Raw genomic sequence first — 20,885 nt, 5'->3', positions numbered from 1 at the left:
TATTATTAGGTGATGGCGAATCGACACGTTACGTATGTCCGCCCGCGACGACTCGGGACGCGATCGCAAACCGTTCCCGAAACGACTGGGTGAACTCGCCGTTTCGATCGTCGTCCTGACCGGCGTGACGGTCGTGGTCGGCTACGGCGGCTGGGCCGTCCTGACGCTGCTCGCCAAGCTGGGCGGTCCCGATCCGGAGACGGCCGACGGGGACCCGCTCAGGGAGCGACTACTGGCCTGGCCCGAACGGAACCGCGAGTTCATGCGAAACGACGGCTGGGGGGAACTCCCGCTGAAACCGTAGCCCGACGCGAGCGGCCGACTCGTTCCGTCACGGCTCGGACTCCGCGTCGTCGATCGAACCGACAGTCGCATCGCCGACCAGTTCGTCCTCGAGCGCCCGGCGGACGGGCTCGGGATCGGCCGGGCCGTCCGCGTCCGCGACGGTGCCGACCGACGCCGGCTCGAGCGAGAGCCCGAGCGTGCCGTAGACTCCCTCGAGAACGTCTGCGAGTCCTTCCCGGTTCGCGACGAGGACGACGCCAGCGACGAGCGCGGCGTCCTGCCGGACCCGCTGGGCGATGCCGACGACCTTCCGTCGCTGCCCGTCCCTCCCCTCGGTCGACAGCGAGTGGGTCCCCGGACAGAACGCGTCGTCGGGCTCGCCCCTGACCGGCGAGGGGCCCAGTCCCTCGAGCGCGCGCTCGACGGCGGCCGTGGCGCGCTCGTAGCGGTCGGTCGTCCCCTGCCGATACTCCGCGACCGGCTCCGCACGGGCAAAGGCCAGCGTCGTCTCGCCGTCGTAGGCGACCGCCCGCCCGCCGACCGACCGCTCGATCGGCGGGAACCCCCGGTCGTCGGCCGTCTCGCGGGCGCGGTCGTACCCCTCGAGTTCGGCGTCCCGGCGGCCGAACGCGACCTGTCGGTGGGGGACCCAGACCCGGACGGCGGGCTCGCCGTCGGCGGCGCTCGAGAGCAGTCGGCGGGTCGCGTCGCGATCGGCGGGGATCGAATCGGCCCGTCCACGAAGCACGCGCATATCGGCCGTTCGACTCGGTGGGTCTAAACGGTCACGCCACCCAGCGTCGGACGACCGATGGCCGTTACGCTCCCCGAAGCAGTCCTGGCCCAGTACGAGCGCTTCTCGCTGTACAACTCGCCCTATCCCGCCCACGACGGCGGCTGTGCGATCGACCTCTATCCGGGGACGCTCGCCGACGGGCGGACGACCGCCGCGCCGAGCCCGGTCGCCGGCACCGTCCGGGAGACCCGCACCGTCCGCGCGCCGCCGAAACCCTACGCGCCCGACCACGACCACCTGATCCTGCTCGAGCCAGCGGCCTCGAGCCCGCTGGCCGGCCGCACGGTCCGGATCCTCCACGTCGAGCCCACCGTTGCGGCCGGCGACCGCGTCGAGCGGGGCGACTCGCTGGGGCGGCTCGTCCGCGCGGGCTTTTTCGCGCCGTGGGTCGACAACCACCTCCACGTCGGGTTCCGGAGGCCGGATCAAAACCCCTACCGGGCGTCGGGGTCGCTCCCGCTCGAACTCGGGGTCTCGGTCCGGCCGCTCGAGTGGGACGGCACCGGCCGCGTCCGATCGGCCGGCGACACCTACGCGGTACTGGATGCGCCAGTGCATCCGAATCCCGGCGCTGAATTCGTCGGCGTGGGGGCCGACGGCGGCGTCATAGACGGCGGTCTCCCCCACTACGACGGCGGCGGACTGCTCGAGCGCGGCGAGTCGCTCGAGGCCGACGACCCGGCCGAGACGGTCGTCTCGCTGAACGGCGATCGCCTCGGCGTCGCGACCGGCCGGACGATCGCGTGGGACGACCTGACCGTCACGGCAAACGGCGAGCCGATCACCGGGGTGTCGCTGTTCTGTGCCCGCGACGGCGCGTTCGGTGCGAAACTGATCTGTCCCGATCGCCGCTTCGAAGTCGGGACGGACGTTCGCGTGCGGGCCCGCTCGAGCGACGAGCGCTGATCGATGCCCGTCCCGGACCGCGGTCCGCGAACCAACGGCGGACAACGGGAACGACTAGAAACGTAGCTGTCAAGAGCGTCGCCGAGAGACGGGCGGCTATGACCGAGGACACCCCGACGGAGGCCATGCTCGAGGAGTTCGACGATCGCGAGAGCATGCTGCAACACTTCCTCGACGAGAACCAGGAGTTCCTCTCGTGGCTCGGGACGAGCATCGATCACGTCGGCGACGGCACGATGACGATGTCGATCCCCTACGACGAGAAGTTGACGAACACGCGGCCCACCGCCGCCGACGACGAACGGGCGGACATGCACGGCGGCGTCGCCGCGACGCTGATCGATACCGTCGGCGGCCTCTGTCTGCGGACGGCCATGGACGATCCCTTCGGCGCGCGGATCGCGACCATCAACCTGAACCTCAACTATCTCCGACCGGCGACGGGGGATCTCGTGGCGACGGCGGACGTCGTCCGGGTCGGCGGCAGCGTCGGCGTCAGCGAGATCGTTGTCGAGAGTACGACGCCCGACGGGGAAACCCACGAGGTCGCGATCGGGCAGGGCGCGTATCGGGTCTTCCGGGGCGACTGATCCCGGTCACGGCCGCGCTCGTCGCGGCTCCGCCTCGTTCTCGCTCTCCGTCGGTCACCGATCGGCGTCGTCTACGAGTCGGCGGTCAGTATCCGCAATCGAGCCACGAACGCCGCGGTAACGAGTCCGAAGACGAGCGCGGGCAGAAACGCACTCGCCGAGACGTAGTACCAGAACACGTACGCGCTACCGGCGGCACCGAGCAGGTACACCGGCAGTAACCGCCGTTCGTTCATTCGGACGGTCCCTCCATCGTCGATCCGTCGCTCGAGTTATCGCCGACCACCACACGTACCGATCGAACCCCGCTCATACCCCTTCGTTCGACTGACGGGGGTAAACATCTGCGGACCGACAACCGTCGGCCGAGCGTCCCGCTCTCGCGAGCGACCGTGTCCCCGTCGATGGCAGTCCTCGAGTGTCGGCGGCGCAGCGACTCAGCCGTCGGTGGATACCATCCGCAGCCGAACGACGAGATAGCCCGCGACGAGGGCGAACGCACCGGCGTACAGCCACGTCCCGTTCGTAATCGCGTAGCTGAACGCGATAGCGTTGAGCGCGATACCGACCAGATACAGCGGACGCAGTCGCCGCCGGTTCATGTGCGATCACCGCCCGTCGCCGACTCGAGGCGCGGACCGTCCGCTTCGTCGTCGAGTCGTGATCGACCGGAGTCCATAGCCGACCCTTGGATCGACGGCCGTGAAAAGGCAGGGGCCGAGCGAGCCACCGTCGACGGGCGGTTACGCGAACGCGATCTCCGCGCTCGGTTCGACCTCGCCGAACAGCCACGCGGCGTGATCGAGGGCGTACTCGCGGTGGTCGTCCTCGATCGCGCCGATGCAGTCCTCGAGCATGATCGGCCGGAAATCCCGTAGCCCCGCACTACCGCCGGTGTGGAGAACACAGACGTTCGCGAGGGTCCCACAGATCACCAGGTCGTCGATCCCGCGGGCGTTCAGCCATCCCTCGAGTTCGGTGTTGTAAAAGGCGTCGTAGGTGTGTTTCTCGATCACGTGGTCCCCGTCTTCGACGGGCAGCTCGTCGACGATCTCGGCCTCCCACGAGCCCTCGAGGACGTGTTCGCCCCACTGGTCGAACTCGTCGTAGTAGTGGGCGTCGTCGAACTGTTCCGGTGGGTGGACGTCGCGTGTGAAGACCACCTGCGTCCCGGCCTCGCGAGCGCGCTTGAGGAGGTCCGCGATCGGCTCGATGACGGCCTCGCTGCCCGGCGCGTACAGCGAGCCGTCCGGATGACAGAATCCGTTTTGCATGTCGACGACCACTACCGCCGTGCGCTCCGGCTCGAGTTGCATGCCTGGCGGTACGAACGGGATCGTCAAAACGTTCGCGCCGGCCTCGAGGCGGTTCGCGTATCGCCCACAACTCGCGGCTCACCGCCCGACCGCCTTTCATGCGACTGCCGAATACGGAACCCGCTGGGACGAGAACATCGCTCCGTTCCGCGAACCCCTTCGATCCGATCATGAAGTACGAACGCCTCGAGGAGTACGGCGCGATCGGCGACGGAAACACGGTCGCCCTCGTCGGCCGCGACGGCTCGATCGACTGGTGTCCGTTGCCCCACGTCGAGTCGCCGAGCGTCTTCGCCGCCCTGCTCGATGCCGACCGCGGCGGCCGCTTCGCCGTCCGCCCCCGGCAGTCGTTCGAGTCCGTCCAGCGCTACCGAGATCGGACCAACGTCCTCGAGACGACGTTCCGGACCGCCGGCGGCGCGGCGACGGTGACCGATTTCGTGCCCGTCACCGACGCCGACGACCGGCCGCCCGCCGTCTACCGGAAACTGGACTGCGAGGACGGCCCGCTCGAGGTCGCGATCGAGTTCGACCCCCGATTCGACTACGCGCGGGACGTGCCCGAGATCGAGTCGACGGCCGACGGCGTCGTCGCGACCGGCGACGACGAGCGGGCCGCCCTCGCGAGCGACCTCCCGCTCGAGCCCGCGAGCGACGGCCCCGGAGCGACCGCGACCGCGACGCTCGCGGGCGGCGAGACGCGCTGGCTCGCGCTCGGGTACGGCGAGGGAATCGCCTTCGAACCGTCGCGGTATCGGGAGGCACTCGCTGGAACGATCGACTACTGGCGCGACTGGGTCCACGACTGCGACGGCGGGGAGCGTCCCGTCGGCGACCGGTGGCACGACCTCGCGGTCCGGTCGTCGCTCGTCCTCAAACTCCTGATTCACCGCGAGACGGGCGCTGTGTGTGCGGCCCCGACGACCTCGCTGCCCGAGGACGTCGGCGGCGTCCGCAACTGGGACTATCGCTACAACTGGATCCGCGACGCAGCCTTCACCGTCCGGGCGCTGGCCGAACTGGACCACCTCGAGGAGGCGCGGTCGTACTTCCGGCTGTGTCTCGACCACTGTCGGCACCACGACCCGGCCGACGTGCCGCCGGTCTACGACCTCCACGGCGGGGCCGACCTCGAGGAGCGCGTCCTCGATCACCTCGAGGGCTACCGCCGTTCGGCCCCCGTTCGCGTCGGCAACGCGGCCCGGAAGCAACACCAGCTCGACGTCTACGGCGAGTTGATCCTCGCGATCTACGAGAGCGTCCGCTACGGCGAGCCGATCCGGGCCGACGACTGGGCGGTGGTCCGTGACTTCGTCGAGTACGTCTGCGACGGCTGGGACGACCCCGACGCCGGGATCTGGGAGGTACGGAGCGACCCCGAGCAGTTCGTCTACTCGAAGGTGATGTGCTGGACGGCGCTCGATCGCGGGATCGAACTCGCCGCGGCCGCCGACGGCGTCGACGCGCCCCTCGAGCGCTGGCGGGCCCGTCGCGAGGACGTCCGCGAGGCGATCCTCGAGCGGGGGTTCAGCGAGGGAACGAACAGCTTCGTGCGCGCTTTCGACGACGAGGACACGCTCGACGCGGCGAACCTGCTCGTTCCGGTCGTCGGGTTCCTCCCGCCCGACGACGACCGCGTCCGGGGGACGATCGACGCGACGCTGGACCGGCTGGCGACCGACGACGGACTCGTCCGGCGCTACGAGGGCGACGACGGCCTGCCGGGGGTCGACAGCCCGTTCGTCGTGTGTTCGTTCTGGCTCGTCACTGCGCTCGCGCTCGCCGGGCGGACCGACGAGGCCCGCGACCGCTTCGAGTCGGTCCTCGAGTACGCCAGTCCGCTCGGCCTGCTGTCCGAAGCGATCGACGAGGAGACCGGCGAACAACGGGGCAACTATCCGCAGGCCTACAGCCACATCGGGCTGCTCAACGGCGCGCTGTACCTGGCGGACGCGACCGGCTCGGGCGACGCGTCGCCGGCACCGCTCGGGAGCGAGGCTGACGGCCTCGATTCGGAGACGGAGATCGTCCGGCGATCGAACGACGACGAGTGAGACCAATGAGCGACGACAACACCAACGACTCGAGCGAGGAATCGACTGCGGTGACGACAGACGCGCGAGAGCGCCGTTCGCGACCCGACGACGGCGACGGAAGCGGAGCGGACGGCTCGAACGGGAGCGGCGCAAACGACGGTGGCGACGGAAACGGCGACGGCGGCGACTCGATGCGGCCGGGCGAGATGATGCTCAAACATCCAGTAAAGGAGACCTGGGTCCAGTACGCCGTCATCTCGCTCGGTATCTGGCTCGTCGCGAGTACACCGGCCCTGAACTACGGGAGCGCGTTGATGGTCTGGAACGGCGTCGTCAGCGGGCTCCTCCTGATCGCGCTGGCCGGGCTCACGATCTACCGCGAGAGCGGCTACGCCAACTACGCCAACGGCTTCGTCGGTCTCTGGCTCGTGTTCGCGCCGATCGCGTTCTGGGCCCCGACGGCCGCGGCGTACGCAAACAACGCGCTCGTCGGGACCATGGTGATCACGTTCTCGGTGCTGATCGTGATGCGCTCCGAGATGGACGGCCCGACGATCCCGCCGGGCTGGTCGTACAACCCCTCGACGGGGGCCCAACGCGCGCCGCTGATCGCGCTCGGCATCTTCGGCTTCTTCGCCTCGTGGTACATGGCTGCCTTCCAACTGGGCTACATCGAGCGCGTCTGGGACCCGCTGTACGATCCGGGAACCGCGGCGATACTGACCTCGAGCGTCTCGGAGGCGTTCCCGGTCTCCGATGCGGGTCTCGGCGCGGTGGCCTACTCCGTCGAGGCCCTGATGGGCTTCATGGGTGACCGTCGGCGGTGGCGGACGATGCCGTGGATGGTCGCCTTCTTCGGTGTCGTCGTCATCCCGCTGGGCTTCGTCCAGGTGCTGCTTGTCATCAGTCAGCCGATCATGGTCGGGACCTGGTGTACGCTCTGTCTGCTCTCGGCTTTCGGCATGCTCTGGATGATCGCGCTGACCGTGGATGAGGTCGTCGCGATGGGGCAGTTCCTCGTCCGGCTGATGCGACAGGGCGACAGCCTCTGGACCGCGTTCTGGATGGGTGGAACGTTCCCTGAAGACGAGGCCGGCGTAAGCGAGAACGCGATGAGAGAGATCGACGACCGTCCCGCCAGCGAGCCGTTCTGGGGCGTCTCGACCCCGTGGACGCTGCTGGGAGCGATGGCGCTCGGCGCGTGGCTCATGCTCTCGCCGACCGTCTTCGGAACGACCGGACTCATGGCCGACAGCAGCCACCTCGCCGGCTCGCTGATCGTTTCCTTCACCGTGATCGCGACCGCCGAGCCCGCTCGCGCGGTCCGATTCTTGAACGTGCCGCTGGCCGCGTGGGTCGCCGTCGCCCCGTGGCTGCTCGACGGCGTCCCGACGCTCGCCGCGATCAACGCCGGCGTCGCCGGGGCGCTCGTGGTGCTGCTCAGCGTCCCGCGGGGCTCGTTCGAGGACCGCTACGGCGGCTGGGAGGAGTATGCAACCCTCCGGACGTTCGATCGGCTCAACCCACTCAGTAGCTAACGATGGCAGGATCCACTGACTCCGAAGTCGTCGTCGTCACGGGTGCATCGGCCGGCGTCGGGCGAGCCACCGCTCGCGCGTTCGCCGAACGGAACGCGAAGGTCGGTCTCCTCGCACGCGGCGAGGACGGTCTCGAGGGCGCGCGCGAAGACGTCGAGAACGCGGGCGGCGAGGCGGTCGTCGTCCCGACCGACGTCTCGAACTACGACGAGGTCGAGGCCGCGGCCGAGACGGTCGAAGACGCGTTCGGCCCGATCGACGTCTGGGTGAACAACGCGATGGTGTCGGTGTTCTCGCCGGCCGCGAAGATGACCGCCGACGACTACCGCCGCGTCACCGCGGTCACCTACCTCGGCTACGTCTACGGCACGCAGGTCGCCCTCGAGCGGATGCGCCCCCGCGACGAGGGGACGATCGTCCAGGTCGGTTCGGCGCTGGCGTATCGCGGCATCCCGCTCCAGTCGGCCTACTGCGGCGCGAAACACGCGATCCAGGGCTTCACCGAGTCCGTCCGGACCGAACTCATCCACGACGACTGTGACGTGCAGTTGTCGATGGTGCAGATGCCCGCGATGAACACCCCGCAGTTCGAGTGGTCGAAGAGCCGGATGCCGAAACAGCCCCAGCCCGTGCCGCCGATCTATCAGCCCGAGGTCGCGGCTCGAGCGATCACGTGGACCGTCGACAGCGGCGAGGACGAACTGTGGGTCGGGCGGTCGACGGTGAAAGCGATTCTCGGGAACCGTCTGATCCCGCGACGGCTCGACAACTACCTCGCCAGCGGCGGCTACGACTCCCAGCTGACCGACGAGCCGACCGATCCCGACCGGGAACACAACCTCCACGAGCCGGTGGCGGGCGATTTCGGTGCGCACGGTCCGTTCGCCGACCGAGCGCGCGACCGGAGTTACCAGCTCCAGGCGTCGATGCATCGGCGGGCGCTCGCCCTGCTCGTCGGGCTGGCGGTCGCGATCGCGAGCGCGGTCGTCGGCCGCCGACTCGTCTCGCGCGATACCGACTGGTGACCGCCCGCGTCGGCGGGCGCGCGGCGTAACCATTGTCCTTTTTACATTCCTGTTCAAACGGATAGCTATCACATCGTATGAGATCGACCTCCGCCCGTTCGTCCGTCGCCCTCCTCGCAGTCGTCCTCGCCGCAGTGTTGGTAACCGGCGGGGTCGCCGGACCGGTCGTAGCGACGACCCCGACTGCCGACTCGAGTAGCGCGATCGATGCTTCGCCCGCCACCGAGTCGATCGCTGCCTCGAGCGCAGTGACGGAACCGCAGGCAGACCGCCCCGCCGACCCCTCGACCGAGGACACCGTCGGCTACGTCGAGGGCTACTGGTACGACGACGAACTACCGGTCGACGACCGCAGTGACGCCGTCGTCGACGAGTCCGAACTCGACGCCGTCGTCTACCGGTCGATGGCCCGCGTCGAGCGGATCCGGAACCTGACCTTCGAAGACGGCGTCGACGTCGATGTCGTCACCCGCTCGGAGTATCAGGAAACCAACGACGACCGGTTTACCAATGTCACCGACGCCGACCGTCTCGAGGGCAACGTCGGGTACGAGGCGCTGTTTATGGTCGACCGGGACACCGACGCGATGAACTCGACGAAGTCGGTCTACGGCGGTTCCGTCGCCGGCTACTACGACCCCGAAACCGACGAGATCGTCATCGTCTCGAACAACCCCGAGACGCCGGAGTTAGACGAACTCACGCTCGGTCACGAACTCGTCCACGCCTTGCAGGACCAGCGGTTCGATCTCGAGTCGCTCGAGGGGACGACCCAAGACAGCGATACCGGGATAAGCGGCCTCGTCGAGGGCGACGCCAGTCATGTCGAAAACGAGTACGAGCGTCGGTGTCGTACCGACTGGGACTGTCTCACGCCCAGCGGTAGTGGTGGGCAGGGCGGCGTCGGCGACGTCAACTGGGGGATCTACTTCAGCATCTACCAGCCCTACAGCGACGGCCCCGACTACGTCGACCACCTGCGCGAGCAGGGGCCGGGCTGGTCCGCGGTCAACGCCGCCTACGACGACCCGCCGACGACCACGTCGGCGGTGATCCACCCCGGAACCGACCGCGAACCGGCGACCGTCTCGGTGCCGGACCGCTCGAGCGAGGACTGGCGACAGCTCAGGATCGACGGCGAGGTAGCCAACGACACCGTCGGCGAGGCGGGGATGGTTGCGATGTTCGCTGCCGACACGGTCGATCGGAACCGCGAGTCGGTGATCAGCGCCGACGACTTCTTCCGGGGCGGCACCGGGGAGTACGACTACGACCAGCCGGCCACCGACGGCTGGGCCGGCGACGAACTGGTCGTCTACACGAACGACGACGCCGACGCCGCGAGCGGCCCCGGTGCGGCCGGCGACGCCGGCTACGTCTGGCGGACACAGTGGGACACGGTAGACGACACCGAGCAGTTCGTCGACGCCTACGGTCAGTTGCTCGCGACCCACGGTGCGGAATCGGTCGAGGACCGACAGGACACCGCCGTCATCGAGGACGGCGGCTACGCCGGCGCGTACTACCTCGAGCGCGACGGCCGAACGGTGACGATCGTCCGCGCGCCGTCGGTCGCGGAGCTGCCGAACGTCGAGGCCGGTGCCGCGCCGGCAGGCGAGAACGAACTCCTGACCCTCGAGGAGGGAGCCGAGACCGTTCCCGGCTTCGGCGTCGGGGTCGCGGCGATCGCGCTCGCACTGGCGGCGGTTGTCGCCCGCGTCGCCGCCGGCCATGGACGGAACTGACCCTCGGGCGGATCCCGGTACGGCCCCCCGACCGATGACTCTTTGATCGCGTCGCCGAATACCCACCCAATGTCTCGAGTGCGGCTGTTCGCCGTCCTCGCGCTCGTCGTCCTCTCGGGCTGTGCCGTGCCCGGCACCTCCGACGGGTTCGACACCGATCGCGACCTCGGCTACGTCGACGACTACGCCCACGACGACGTCTTTTCGTTCGACACGAGCGACGGCCTCACCGAATCCCAACTCGAGGCCGTTAAATACCGCTCGATGGCGCGGATCGAGGTCGTTCGCGGGCTCAAGTACGAGCGCGACGTCGACCTCGAGATCGTTACGCGTGAGGAGTACCGCGCCCAGCGAGGGGCGACCCGCGGGAACGGCTCGGCGTTCCGAAACGAGGTCTGGCGCGGTGCCTTTCTCGTCGACGGCGAGACCGACGTCGACCAGGCGTTCGACGACCTCTATGCCGATTCGATCCAGGGCTACTACGTGAACGATCGGATCGTCATCATCGCCGACGACGCCGACGAGATCCGGATCGACCGGCGGACGCTGGTCCACGAACTGACCCACGCCCTGCAGGACCAGCACTTCGGCATCGGCCGCGAGAGCGAGACGATCGACGGCCTACGTGCCGAGAACGGGCTGCTCGAGGGCGAGGCGGGCTACGTTCCCGCTCGGTACGATCGACGCTGTGGCGCGGCGTGGCAGTGTCTACCGGACCCACAGCCGCCGGCAGCCAGCGGCGAGGCGCTCACCCGGCGGCCGTTCAACGCCGGGCTCTTCCTCTCGATCTACGCTCCCTACGCCGCGGGGCCGCCGTTCGTCGCCGATCTCCACGACCGTGGCGGGTGGGCGGCCGTCGATCGCGCTCACGACGATCCGCCCCGGAGTACCGCACAGCTGCTCCACTCCGAGCGGTATCCCGACACCGAGCCGGTTTCCGTCGAACTGACGGATCGCTCGAGCGACGGCTGGGACCCCGTCTCGGACGACGGCGAGCCGCGAACGGAGACGATCGGCGAGGCGACGCTGTTCGCGACGCTGTGGGCAAACGGCGTCGTCGACCGGCCGCTCACCCGCGGAGCCGGCGAGCGATCGCCGTACAACTACAGCCATCCGGCGACCGCGGGCTGGGCCGGCGACGGGTTGCAGGTCTATCAGGCGACCGACGACACCGACCGGACGGGCCACGTCTGGCGGCTCGCGTGGGACAGTTCGGCCGACGCACGCGAGTTCGCCGACGCCTACCGCGGACTCCTCGAGACACGCGGGGCCGAACGAGTCCGGACGGCCGGCGACGGCGTCTACCGCATTCCCGATGGCGAGTCGTTCGACGGCGCGTATCGTGTCTCCGTCACCGACGACCGCGTCGAAATCGTCGGCGCGCCGACCGTCGACGCACTCACGGCGATCCGCCCCAGGGAAACGGACACGCGGCCAACGCCGTCGCTCGAGGCGGCGGACCGACCGTTGTCGGCCGCCGCTCCCTCGGTCTCGCCGGCGACCGTCGCGGCGCCGTAGACGGGCAGTTTTTTTGTCTCCCACGGGAAACCGACGATATGTCAAACCCGTTCGGCACCGTTCCCCCGGACGCGATTCTCGCGGGGGAAGCCACCGACGCCTACTTCGAGCGGACCCGGGCGACGCTCGAACACGCGGACAAGAACCCACACGTCGTCGCCGAAGTCACCGCCGATCAGTTCCCGACCGGCGATTTCGACGTTTTCACCGGCGTGAAAGACGTCGCGACGCTGTTCGAGGGCCGCGACGTCGACGTCGACGCGCTCCCCGACGGCCAACTGTTCGACGGCGGCCCCGTCTGCCGGATCGAGGGTCCCTACCTCGAGTTCGCCGCACTCGAGACCGCGCTGCTTGGCTTTCTCTCCCAGCCCAGCGGGTTCGCGACGGCCGCGCTCGAGGCGCGGGTGGCCGCGCCTGACTCGCTGGTGCTTTCCTTCGGTGCGCGCCACGTCCACCCCTCGATCGCGTCGACGGTCGAGCGGGCCGCGCTACTGGCCGGACTGGACGGCTTCTCCCACGTCGCGGCCGGCGAGATCCTGGGAAGGGAGGCCGGCGGCACGATGCCCCACGCGCTCATGTTTTGCTTCGGCGAGGGCAACCAGGCCGACGCCTGGACGGCCTTCGACGAGGCCGTCGGCGAGGACGTGCCCCGCATCGCGCTGGTCGACACCTTCTGGGACGAGAAAAGCGAGAGCCTGCTGGCCGCCGAGACGCTCGGCGACGACTTGGACGGCGTCCGGATCGACACCACGGGATCCCGCCGGGGCGACTTCCGCCACATCATCCGCGAGGTCCGCTGGGAACTCGACGCCCGCGGCCACGAGGACGTCGACGTCTTCTGTAGCGGCGGGCTCGTGCCCGAGACGATTCGCAACCTACGGGACGTCGCCGACGGCTTCGGCGTCGGAAGCCACATCACCGGCGCGGACTCGGTCGACTTCAGCCTCGACATCGTCGAGATCGAGGGCGAGCCGATCTCCAAGCGCGGCAAGCTGTCGGGGGTCAAAGACGTTTCCCGAACCCCCGACGGCGGCCACCACGTCGCGCTGGCCGATCGCGAGGCACCCGACGACGCCGAGTCGCTGTTCGAGCCGCTGGTCCGGGACGGCGAGGTCGTCCGGGAGTTCGACCTCGAGGCGGCGACCGATCGCTGTCTGACCGACGCCGCTGCCGTCGACTTCGGCTCGACACTCGAGGAGTAGTTCCGGACGACAGCCGTCGCTGTGCGTTCGAGACGGATCGAGCGGCGGAAAACAACGTGGCGTCTAGATCTCTTCGATGCTGCCGTCGGCCTCGCGCTCGCGGAAGACCTGCCCCTCGAACAGCGTCACGACGACGTCGTCGTTCTGCCAGGCCCCCGGGGCGAGCTTCGCCTTCCGGCAGGTCCGATCGAGGTACTCGCGGGCGCTCCAGTCGTTTTCGACGGGTACCGTCGGGTAGAGCCAGCCGCCCTCGCCGCCGTCGATGGCGACGCCGTGGGTCCCCAACTCGAGGTCGGCCAGCGGATCGTCCGTCAGGACGACGCTCTTGACCGTACAGACCGACACCGTGAGGTTCGGCAGCTCCGAGGGGCTGACCTCGGAGCCACAGGAGTCCTCGCTGGCGGCCTCGATGGCCGCGTCGACGATGACGTGGCCGAGCTGGTCGTCCGAGTGGTAGCCGCCCGCACAGCCCCGCAGGCTCCCCCGGCCGCGGGTCGACTCGAGGCGGACGAACGCCCCGGTCCGCTCGTAGAAGGCTTCGCGCATACTGCCCGGTTGTTCTCGTTGCCCGTGTTGTACGTAGGATTCGACGGATTCTCGCGCGAGTTCGACCGCGCGAGCCCCGTCTTCGTAGGAGAGGTCGACGCCCTGTCGCTGGGACATACAGATGGACAAGGGGATAGTCGTCCTAAAACGCTTCCATTCGTCACTGGGTGGTTTTTGAGACCCCGATCGGGGGACTTATTCGCCCCACGAGCCTATACCCAGTGGGAGAGAGAGCCCGGCCGCCGCGATGGTCGTACCGGTGACGGTATGACCACCCAACGTGATCCATCCCGACGGGATGCATCACGCTCTAACGTGGCCCATCTCTTCGAGATGCGCCACGCCCGCGAGGAAAGTCCCCCCACCTGTTCGGGCAGGTGACCGGACGCAAGTCCGGAGCGGGAGACCGCTGGCTCTGGAACAGAAACGACACGTCTCGGCCCGACCGATGACGCGTGCGAATCCGACCGAGAGGAAGGAGAGTTGACCCGCAGAGGGCGGCGGTCGCAGTGACGTGGTTCGAAACCACAGGTCGTGTTCGTCACGGCCGACCGCTCACGGACGGCCGAGGAACGATGGAACGGCGAACCCTCACCGGTGCAAGTCCGCGCCGTGGTAGCCCGAACGCCCCGCGGCACCGCCGCGGACGGCGCGGACGCTCAGCCGAATGCCGGGCCGAACAGAAGGGGGCTTACTCCTCTCACCCTGTTTTCGCCCTCGAGCGGTCGCTATCCTCGCAGAAACCTCTGACAGAAGTTATTTATTCGCTGTCACGCTCGGTTCTGATATGAACAGCCGCGAAGTCGTCGTCTATCTCGGAGCCATACTGCTGGCGTTCATGGGGTTACTCGTAGCTGGTTTTGTGGCGTATGTCCTCGAGTTCAACTCAGACATGGTGGAAATCGCAATGTTGCTCGTGTTCTACGGGATCGCACTCGGCGGCGGCCATCTGTACCTCGCGCTCCGAAACGAGGGCAGCGACGTGCCACCGTCCGCACGATGGCGATATCTCGCGGTTCTCATCATCCTCCTCGTCGCAGGTGCCGCACTCGCCGTTAACGGTGAGCAGACCATCGCAACGATCAAACTCAGGACGATCGGACGGGCCGTTATCGGCGTGACGATCGTCGGCTACGTCCTGACTGAAGCCGTCGACGGCTATCGGACGGTTCGCTCGAGTTGATTCGCCAATTTCCGCGGACACGTTTCATCGACATCAGCCGCTCGCTTCGCTCTCGGGTTGTCTTGGCAGAAACGCGTCCTGACGGAGTCCAACGCGAGCGCTAGCGAGCGTTGGGCACGGAACGTCGGAGACGTTCCGAAGATTTGAACACGGGAAGACGGTCGCTCCCTTCGGTCGCGCTGTCGTTCGAGAGAGCTTCGCTCTCTCGTGACTGAGCGAATCGAAGATTCGCGAGGTCCGCGAAACCGAAGGTTTCGCTTGATGACGAAAGACGCCTTTGGCGTCTTTCGAACCACGACTTCCCTGCTCAAATCTCCGTGTTAGAGTTTCGCCGACACCAGCCGCTCGCTCCGCTCGCGGTTTGGTGTCGGCAGAAACGCGTCCTGACGGAGTCTCACGCGAGCGATAGCGAGCGTGAGGCACGTCAGGACCGAACACGAGAGCGGATGCTGAACAACGTGAAGCATCCGCGATAAGTGAGCGTCCTGACGGAGATTTGAACTCCGGTCCCTGGCTCCGCAAGCCAAGAGGATAGTCCACTACCCTATCAGGACTCATCTCTTCATACCCCGGTGAACATTAAAGCCCTTTCGAAAGGCCCCCGTCGTCGTCCCTGATTCACATGGTCTGCACGTGAAGGTTTATATACAGAACCGGGGCCAGTCGAGGGCGTGACTCCCCACTGGCACCCCCTCGAGCGAGCGGTCGACCGCGGCGGTTCGACGCGATCAGAATCGACCGACGGAGCCGGATCGTCGGCCGCCGTCCGGGCCTGGCCGGGACGCCGAATGGATAACGCTTATGCGCGGGCTACCCATGCACGAGCATAGAATGAGCGATATCGAGGGCGTATACGAGGACCTCGAGGCCGACGTCTCCCTCGAGGAGTTTCGCGAGGCCGTCGAGCAGAAAGTCGAGCAGATGGGTGGGCTCGCGGACGAGGAGACGGCGGCGATGCTCATCGCTCACGAGATCGGCGAGAGCGAAGTCGGCGGGATCGCCGACATCGAGCCCGGCATGGAGGAGGCGAAGTTCGTCGCCAAGGTGATCTCGATCGGCGAGAAACGAACGTTCGAACGCGACGGCGAGGACGAGGACGGCCAGGTCGTCAACGTCGAGGTCGCCGACGAGACCGGCTCGGTGCGGGCCGCCTTCTGGGACGACCACGCCGAGGCCGCGATCGGGGAACTCGAGGAGGGACAGGTCCTCCGGATCAAGGGCCGTCCCAAGGAGGGCTTTTCCGGCGTCGAAGTCAGCGTCGACGACGTCGAACCCGACGACGACACCGAAGTCGAGGTGCAGGTTTCCGACACCTACGCCATCGAGGACCTCTCGCTCGGCCTCTCGAACGTCAATTTGGTCGGTCTGCTGCTCGATACCGACAGCGTCCGCACCTTCGACCGCGACGACGGCTCGGAGGGGAAGGTCTCGAACCTCGTGCTGGGCGATTCGACCGGCCGAATCCGCGTCACGCTGTGGGACGAACGGGCCGACCTCGCGACCGAACTCGAGGCCGGGACGACCGTCGAGGTCGTCGACGGCTACGTCAAGGAACGCGACGGCCAACTCGAGTTGCACGTCGGCAACCGCGGCGCGGTCGAGGAGGTCGACGAGGAAGTCGAGTACGTCCCGGAGAGTACGCCCATCGAAGACATCGAGATCGGTCAAACGGTCGATCTCGCCGGCGTCGTCCGTTCGGCCGACCCAAAGCGGACCTTCGACCGAGACGACGGCTCGGAGGGACAGGTCCGTAACGTCCGCGTTCAGGACGCGACCGACGACATCCGCGTGGCGCTGTGGGGCGAGAAAGCCGATATCGATATCGGCCCCGGCGACGAGGTCGCGTTAGGCGACGTCGAGATTCAGGACGGCTGGCAGGACGACCTCGAGGCCTCCGCGGGCTGGCAGTCGACGGTGACGGTCCTCGAGTCCGACTCGGGGGCGGCCGGCGAGGGGGAGGCCGACGGCTCGAGCGACGAGAACGCGGGCCTCTCCGCGTTCGCCGGCGACGGAAGCGCGGCCGAGGAGACCGCGGCCGACGGAACCGGTACGGCGGACTCGACTGGTGACGGCGAGTCCGGCGACGCGGCGGCTAAAACCGCCGCCACCGACGGCGCTGCCGTCGCCTCCGACGAGCCGACCGACGGCGAGGAACTCGAGTTCACGGGCGTCGTCGTGCAGGCCGGGAGCCCGGTCGTCCTCGATGATGGAGAGACGACCATGAGCGTCGCGACCGACGTCGACGTCGGGCTCGGCGAGGAGGTAACCGCCCGAGGGGTCGTCCGCGACGGCCGCCTCGAGGCAAACGACGTGTTCTGAGGTCGCGAGCAACCTCATCGAGCGCCTAGGAAAAGCGTTAAGGGAGTTAGCTTCGCCTATGAATATATGAACGTCGAACTCCCGTTCGCCCCGGTGGATACGATCATCCGGCGGAACGCGGGCGATCTTCGGGTGAGTGCCGACGCGTCGAAGGAACTCGCAACGCGGATCCAGGAACACGGGAGCGAACTCGCGATCGACGCCGCCGAGGAGGCGACGGCGGACGGGCGCAAGACGCTGATGGCCCAGGATTTCGGCGTCGAACGCGTTGTCGACAAGGACGACCTCGAGTTACCGGTCGCACCGGTCGACCGCATCGCGCGACTCGAGATCGACGACCGATATCGCGTCTCGATGGACGCCCGGGTGGCACTGGCCGACATTCTCGAGGACTACGCCGACAACGTCGCCCGCGCGGCGGCGATCCTCGCGCGCCACGCCGACCGGCGAACGATCACCGACGACGACATCGAGACCTACTTCTCGTTGTTCGAGTGAGCAGATGCAGTTCGGCTACAGCGAGATCTGTCTCGCACACGATCCCGGTTCGCGCCACCCCGAGTCGCCGGACCGGCTACGGGCGATCCGCAAACGGCTGCAGAAGAAACACGGCGTCGAGTACGTCGAGGCCGACCCCTGCGACCTCGATGCGATGGCGACCGTCCACGAGCGCGAGTACCTCGAGTCGGTCCGGGAGTTCTGTGCTGACGGCGGCGGCAGCTGGGACCCCGACACCACCGCCGTCGAGGAAACGTGGGACGCGGCCGCCCGGAGTGCGGGGTTAGCCTGTTGGACCGCCGAAGAAGCCCTCGAGGGAGCGACGGGCCGCGAGACGCCCTTCTCGATCGGGCGTCCGCCGGGCCACCACGCGGTCTACGACAACGCGATGGGGTTTTGCTTCGTCAACAACGTCGCCGTCGCCGCCCAGCACGCACTCGATCACGACGCCTACGACGTCGATCGGGTCGCGATCATCGACTGGGACGTCCACCACGGCAACGGCACGCAGGACATCTTCTACGACCGCGGTGACGTCTTCTTCGTCTCGCTCCACGAACAGGGGCTCTATCCTGGCTCCGGCGATATCGACGAGACCGGTGCGGGCGACGGCGAGGGGACGACGATGAACATTCCCATGCCGGCCGGTACCGACGACGGCGAGTATCTCGCCGCCGTCGACGGCCCAATTGCCGCCGCACTCACCGACTTCGATCCCGACCTCCTGTTGATCAGCGCGGGCTTCGACGCCCACCGTCACGACCCCATCTCGAGGATCCGACTCTCGACGGAGGCCTATGCCCTGTTGAGCGACCGGGTTCGAACCCTCGCCGAAGATACCGACGCCGCGCTTGCTTTCATTCTCGAGGGAGGATACGGCCTGGACGTCCTCGCCGACAGCGTCGCGATGGTCCACGAGACCTTCGACGGCCGCGAACCGATCGAGCCCGACGACGAGCCCGACGACAACGCCGAATCGACCCTTGAGGACGTCCTCGAGGCACACGACCTCGACGTCGAACTGGACGATCACTACTAGCGATCCGGCTCAGGGTCGCGGCTCGAAATAGGCCGCGAGTTCCGCACCGAACGTCGCGATCAACGCCGTGACCTCCTCGCCGACCAGCACTTCGTATCCGTCCTCGAGCGCCGTCTCGACGTGTGCGCCCAGTCCCACGTCGAAGAGCCGGTCGCTCTCGAGGAACTCGCGGGCGGTCGTGAACTCCCGCTCGCGCTCGGTGACGTACCGGTCGTCCTCGATGAACGGGCCGTACGACTTGGGATCGTCCGCGTAGGCGCCGTAGAACCCGTCGGCATGGTCACGAACGTGGACCGGTGGCCCCTCGTGGCGCTCGACCCCGGGCCGTTCGCTCACTGCGAGTTCGACGAAGACGACAGCGGTCCCGTCGGCCATCGTCGTCGCCCGGAAGACATCGAACCCACGATCGTCGAGCCCTCGCGTGATTCCCTCCAGTGACTTCCGGAGCTGTGGATAGAGCTGGTCCTCGACGAGGTCCGGGGCGTCGAAACGGACGGCGACGGGGGTCGTCCCCCGGCGCTCGAGGTGGTCGCGCAGCTCCGCTTCGGTCAGCGGCGCAACCGTCTCCGGCTCGAACCATGCCGACCGCGGCGATTCGAGGAACGCCCGGGCGTAGTGTTGGAACCGGGCGACGTTCGCCGCCGAACAGACGGCGGCGACGTTGCGCTCGGGATCGGTCGGATCGATGATCACCAACGGATCGTCGAACGTCTTCGTCCCGTGGTCCTCGGGATCGAGTTCCACCGGCGGCCGCCAGTCCGCTGCGGCCTCGAGCAGCGGTCGAAAGCCGCCGTACTCACACACGAGGAGTTCCGTGAGATAGCCGCTGAACCCCCGCGTTCGGAGGTCACTCCCGTAGACGCCGATCCCCTTGAGGAACTGCTTCGTGAGCCGAACGTCCCCCGCAAGCTCGTCGTCGAGCCATTGCTGGAGATACTGCGTATGAAACGGCGTGCGGTCGACGGCCGACCGAATCTCCGTCGCGGACTCGAGCCGGAAACAAGGGACCACGTCGATATCGAACCCCTCGACCTCGCCCTTGACGTAGGGGTGTTCGGCGTACTCCTCGTGGCCCGACGGCAGGGTCGCGTGGCCGACCGCGAGGCCGTACTCCTCGAGAGTCTCACGGTCGAGTTCCGGCGGAAACCGAACGAAGATGTCGATGTCGCGATCGCCGGCGATCCAGGTGTTCCGGGCGGTCGAGCCGACCTGCAAGACGTCGGCCCCGTCACAGCGCTCGGTCGCCGCGGCCTCGGCCCGGTCGATGAGATGGTCGGCGACCTCGCGAAGCCGCGTCCGTTCCGCCTCGTCGGGGGTCACGCGATCACGAACCTCGGCGAGTACCGCCTCGAGATCGCGATCTCCGTCTCCATCCTCGGGTCCGTCCCGGTCAGCGTCCTCCTCGCTCATCGACCGAGCGTACTCGAGCGGTGCGTGAAAGGGTGTCGAACCCGCTGCAGGCAAAACGAAAGCCCTATCAAATACACCCGACTATCGGAGGATAGGCCGAAGTAGCTCAGATGGTAGAGCACCTCGCTGTTAACGAGGTTGTCCCAGGTTCGAGTCCTGGCTTCGGCGTCTTCTTCCCAACGCCGTGATCGATAGCATCGACTCTCCTCGCAGGTCGTAGTCGCCCGCCGGAGCATGGCGCAGATGCACTCCCTGCGTCTCAGCGATGGCAGCCGATGCATAACCCTGCCTTCGGGGGAGGGATTAACCACCTCCGCCAGCCATGTGTACCTATGACCGCCGATCACGACGATCGCCGGAGTACCGACGACCACGGCCACGACCTCATCGACCCGCTCCACGTCGGCATCGTTACCGTCTCGAGTTCGCGCGCACGCGAAGACGATCCTGACGACCCGGGCGGAGACACTATCCGTGACTGCTTCGAGGGCGACGGCCACGAGGTCCGAGCCCGACTACTGGTCCGAGACGACTACTCGGCGATCCGAACCGCCGTCCGGCGGCTGGTCGCCCGTCAGGACATCGACGTCGTCTGTACCACTGGCGGGACCGGTGTCACCGTCGACGACGTCTCGCCGGAAGCGACGTCGTCCCTGTTCGAACGTGAACTGCCCGGCTTCGGTGAACTGTTCCGCTCGCTCTCCTGGGACGAAGTCGGCACGCGGGCGATGGCATCACGCGCGACCGCAGGTATCGCCGTCAACACGCCGGTCTTCTGTCTGCCCGGTAGCAAAAGCGCCTGCGAAACCGCCTGCGAGGAACTGATCGTCCCCGAAGCGCCACACCTCGCGGGACTGGCGACTCGCCATCGGACCGGGGCGACCGATCAAACGCTCGCGGAGTACCGAGACGAGTAGCCGGCACGTCCACCGG

The 20,885-nt window shown here is 67.7% G+C and carries 21 protein-coding genes, 2 tRNA genes and 1 other RNA gene; 17 read left to right on the top strand and 7 right to left on the bottom strand.

Annotation, left to right across the window (positions count from 1 at the left end):
* The first annotated feature begins 34 nt into the window (after positions 1 to 34).
* A complete protein-coding gene (locus NP511_RS08180) occupies positions 35 to 304 on the top strand; it encodes a hypothetical protein (protein ID WP_006182691.1) in 270 nt (89 codons plus the stop codon).
* Between the two features lie 27 nt (positions 305 to 331).
* Here the strand turns inward: NP511_RS08180 and NP511_RS08175 are convergent, their stop codons facing one another.
* Positions 332 to 1,039, bottom strand: a complete 708-nt coding sequence (locus NP511_RS08175) for a lipoyl protein ligase domain-containing protein (protein WP_049965564.1) — start codon at positions 1,037 to 1,039, stop codon at positions 332 to 334.
* A gap of 57 nt (positions 1,040 to 1,096) precedes the next feature.
* Here NP511_RS08175 and NP511_RS08170 point away from each other — a divergent pair, with 57 nt between their 5' ends.
* Positions 1,097 to 1,987, top strand: coding sequence for a DUF8155 domain-containing protein (locus NP511_RS08170; RefSeq protein ID WP_049965565.1), 891 nt, complete (start codon positions 1,097 to 1,099; stop codon positions 1,985 to 1,987).
* 98 nt (positions 1,988 to 2,085) lie between these two features.
* Positions 2,086 to 2,577 carry a PaaI family thioesterase gene (locus tag NP511_RS08165; protein ID WP_006649935.1) on the top strand — a complete coding sequence of 164 codons (492 nt, stop codon included), beginning with the start codon at positions 2,086 to 2,088 and terminating at the stop codon, positions 2,575 to 2,577.
* A gap of 71 nt (positions 2,578 to 2,648) precedes the next feature.
* Here NP511_RS08165 and NP511_RS08160 read toward each other — a convergent pair whose 3' ends face one another.
* From NP511_RS08160 to NP511_RS08150, 3 genes are all read right to left on the bottom strand, one after another.
* Positions 2,649 to 2,813 carry a hypothetical protein gene (locus tag NP511_RS08160; protein ID WP_006182687.1) on the bottom strand — a complete coding sequence of 55 codons (165 nt, stop codon included), beginning with the start codon at positions 2,811 to 2,813 and terminating at the stop codon, positions 2,649 to 2,651.
* Between the two features lie 201 nt (positions 2,814 to 3,014).
* Positions 3,015 to 3,179, bottom strand: coding sequence for a hypothetical protein (locus NP511_RS08155; RefSeq protein ID WP_006649937.1), 165 nt, complete (start codon positions 3,177 to 3,179; stop codon positions 3,015 to 3,017).
* A gap of 141 nt (positions 3,180 to 3,320) precedes the next feature.
* On the bottom strand, positions 3,321 to 3,893 hold the full coding sequence (locus NP511_RS08150) for a cysteine hydrolase family protein (RefSeq protein ID WP_049965566.1): 573 nt from the start codon (positions 3,891 to 3,893) through the stop codon (positions 3,321 to 3,323).
* Positions 3,894 to 4,063: 170 nt separating this feature from the next.
* Here NP511_RS08150 and NP511_RS08145 point away from each other — a divergent pair, with 170 nt between their 5' ends.
* The 6 genes from NP511_RS08145 to NP511_RS08120 all read left to right on the top strand — a co-directional run bounded on the left by NP511_RS08145 (position 4,064) and on the right by NP511_RS08120 (position 12,957).
* A complete protein-coding gene (locus NP511_RS08145) occupies positions 4,064 to 5,947 on the top strand; it encodes a glycoside hydrolase family 15 protein (RefSeq protein WP_049965567.1) in 1,884 nt (627 codons plus the stop codon).
* A 5-nt stretch (positions 5,948 to 5,952) separates the two neighbouring features.
* Positions 5,953 to 7,467 carry a vitamin K epoxide reductase family protein gene (locus NP511_RS08140; protein WP_049965568.1) on the top strand — a complete coding sequence of 505 codons (1,515 nt, stop codon included), beginning with the start codon at positions 5,953 to 5,955 and terminating at the stop codon, positions 7,465 to 7,467.
* 2 nt (positions 7,468 to 7,469) lie between these two features.
* On the top strand, positions 7,470 to 8,492 hold the full coding sequence (locus NP511_RS08135; RefSeq protein ID WP_049965569.1) for an SDR family oxidoreductase: 1,023 nt from the start codon (positions 7,470 to 7,472) through the stop codon (positions 8,490 to 8,492).
* 77 nt (positions 8,493 to 8,569) lie between these two features.
* Positions 8,570 to 10,237 carry an Hvo_1808 family surface protein gene (locus NP511_RS08130; protein WP_049965570.1) on the top strand — a complete coding sequence of 556 codons (1,668 nt, stop codon included), beginning with the start codon at positions 8,570 to 8,572 and terminating at the stop codon, positions 10,235 to 10,237.
* Between the two features lie 69 nt (positions 10,238 to 10,306).
* Positions 10,307 to 11,755 carry an Hvo_1808 family surface protein gene (locus tag NP511_RS08125; protein WP_049965571.1) on the top strand — a complete coding sequence of 483 codons (1,449 nt, stop codon included), beginning with the start codon at positions 10,307 to 10,309 and terminating at the stop codon, positions 11,753 to 11,755.
* Positions 11,756 to 11,793: 38 nt separating this feature from the next.
* On the top strand, positions 11,794 to 12,957 hold the full coding sequence (locus NP511_RS08120) for a nicotinate phosphoribosyltransferase (protein ID WP_049965572.1): 1,164 nt from the start codon (positions 11,794 to 11,796) through the stop codon (positions 12,955 to 12,957).
* Between the two features lie 63 nt (positions 12,958 to 13,020).
* On the opposite strand, the gene NP511_RS08115 is transcribed toward NP511_RS08120, so the two are convergent.
* Positions 13,021 to 13,620, bottom strand: coding sequence for a TIGR00296 family protein (locus NP511_RS08115; RefSeq protein WP_006649945.1), 600 nt, complete (start codon positions 13,618 to 13,620; stop codon positions 13,021 to 13,023).
* A gap of 213 nt (positions 13,621 to 13,833) precedes the next feature.
* Here NP511_RS08115 and rnpB point away from each other — a divergent pair.
* The 3 genes from rnpB (at position 13,834) to NP511_RS22950 (ending at position 15,162) form a co-directional block, all read left to right on the top strand.
* Positions 13,834 to 14,205, top strand: an RNA gene (gene rnpB, locus NP511_RS08110) — RNase P RNA component.
* Positions 14,206 to 14,290: 85 nt separating this feature from the next.
* Entirely contained in the window at positions 14,291 to 14,686 is a 396-nt protein-coding gene (locus tag NP511_RS08105; RefSeq protein WP_049965573.1) for a hypothetical protein, read from the top strand.
* A 317-nt stretch (positions 14,687 to 15,003) separates the two neighbouring features.
* On the top strand, positions 15,004 to 15,162 hold the full coding sequence (locus tag NP511_RS22950) for a hypothetical protein (protein WP_425608231.1): 159 nt from the start codon (positions 15,004 to 15,006) through the stop codon (positions 15,160 to 15,162).
* A 5-nt stretch (positions 15,163 to 15,167) separates the two neighbouring features.
* On the opposite strand, the gene NP511_RS08100 is transcribed toward NP511_RS22950, so the two are convergent.
* A tRNA-Arg gene (locus NP511_RS08100) sits at positions 15,168 to 15,240 on the bottom strand.
* Positions 15,241 to 15,517: 277 nt separating this feature from the next.
* Here NP511_RS08100 and NP511_RS08095 point away from each other — a divergent pair.
* The 3 genes from NP511_RS08095 (at position 15,518) to NP511_RS08085 (ending at position 18,542) form a co-directional block, all read left to right on the top strand.
* The gene (locus NP511_RS08095; protein ID WP_049965579.1) at positions 15,518 to 17,005 is read left to right on the top strand and encodes a single-stranded DNA binding protein; all 1,488 of its coding nucleotides are present in this window, start codon (positions 15,518 to 15,520) and stop codon (positions 17,003 to 17,005) included.
* A 66-nt stretch (positions 17,006 to 17,071) separates the two neighbouring features.
* A complete protein-coding gene (locus NP511_RS08090; protein WP_006182678.1) occupies positions 17,072 to 17,503 on the top strand; it encodes a histone family protein in 432 nt (143 codons plus the stop codon).
* Between the two features lie 4 nt (positions 17,504 to 17,507).
* Positions 17,508 to 18,542: a histone deacetylase family protein gene (locus tag NP511_RS08085; protein WP_049965580.1), complete on the top strand. Its 1,035-nt coding sequence runs from the start codon at positions 17,508 to 17,510 to the stop codon at positions 18,540 to 18,542.
* Positions 18,543 to 18,551: 9 nt separating this feature from the next.
* On the opposite strand, the gene cca is transcribed toward NP511_RS08085, so the two are convergent.
* Positions 18,552 to 19,952: a CCA tRNA nucleotidyltransferase gene (cca, locus tag NP511_RS08080; protein ID WP_049965581.1), complete on the bottom strand. Its 1,401-nt coding sequence runs from the start codon at positions 19,950 to 19,952 to the stop codon at positions 18,552 to 18,554.
* Positions 19,953 to 20,047: 95 nt separating this feature from the next.
* Here cca and NP511_RS08075 point away from each other — a divergent pair.
* Positions 20,048 to 20,120 (top strand) — tRNA-Asn (locus tag NP511_RS08075).
* 164 nt (positions 20,121 to 20,284) lie between these two features.
* A complete protein-coding gene (locus tag NP511_RS08070; RefSeq protein WP_006649950.1) occupies positions 20,285 to 20,869 on the top strand; it encodes a MogA/MoaB family molybdenum cofactor biosynthesis protein in 585 nt (194 codons plus the stop codon).
* Positions 20,870 to 20,885: the final 16 nt, after the last annotated feature.

The sequence above is a fragment of the Natrinema thermotolerans genome (assembly GCF_031165565.1).
Lineage (GTDB): Archaea > Halobacteriota > Halobacteria > Halobacteriales > Natrialbaceae > Natrinema > Natrinema thermotolerans.
The sequence above is the reverse complement of the archived record's forward strand: the minus strand, read 5'-3'. Positions and strand labels throughout refer to the sequence as shown.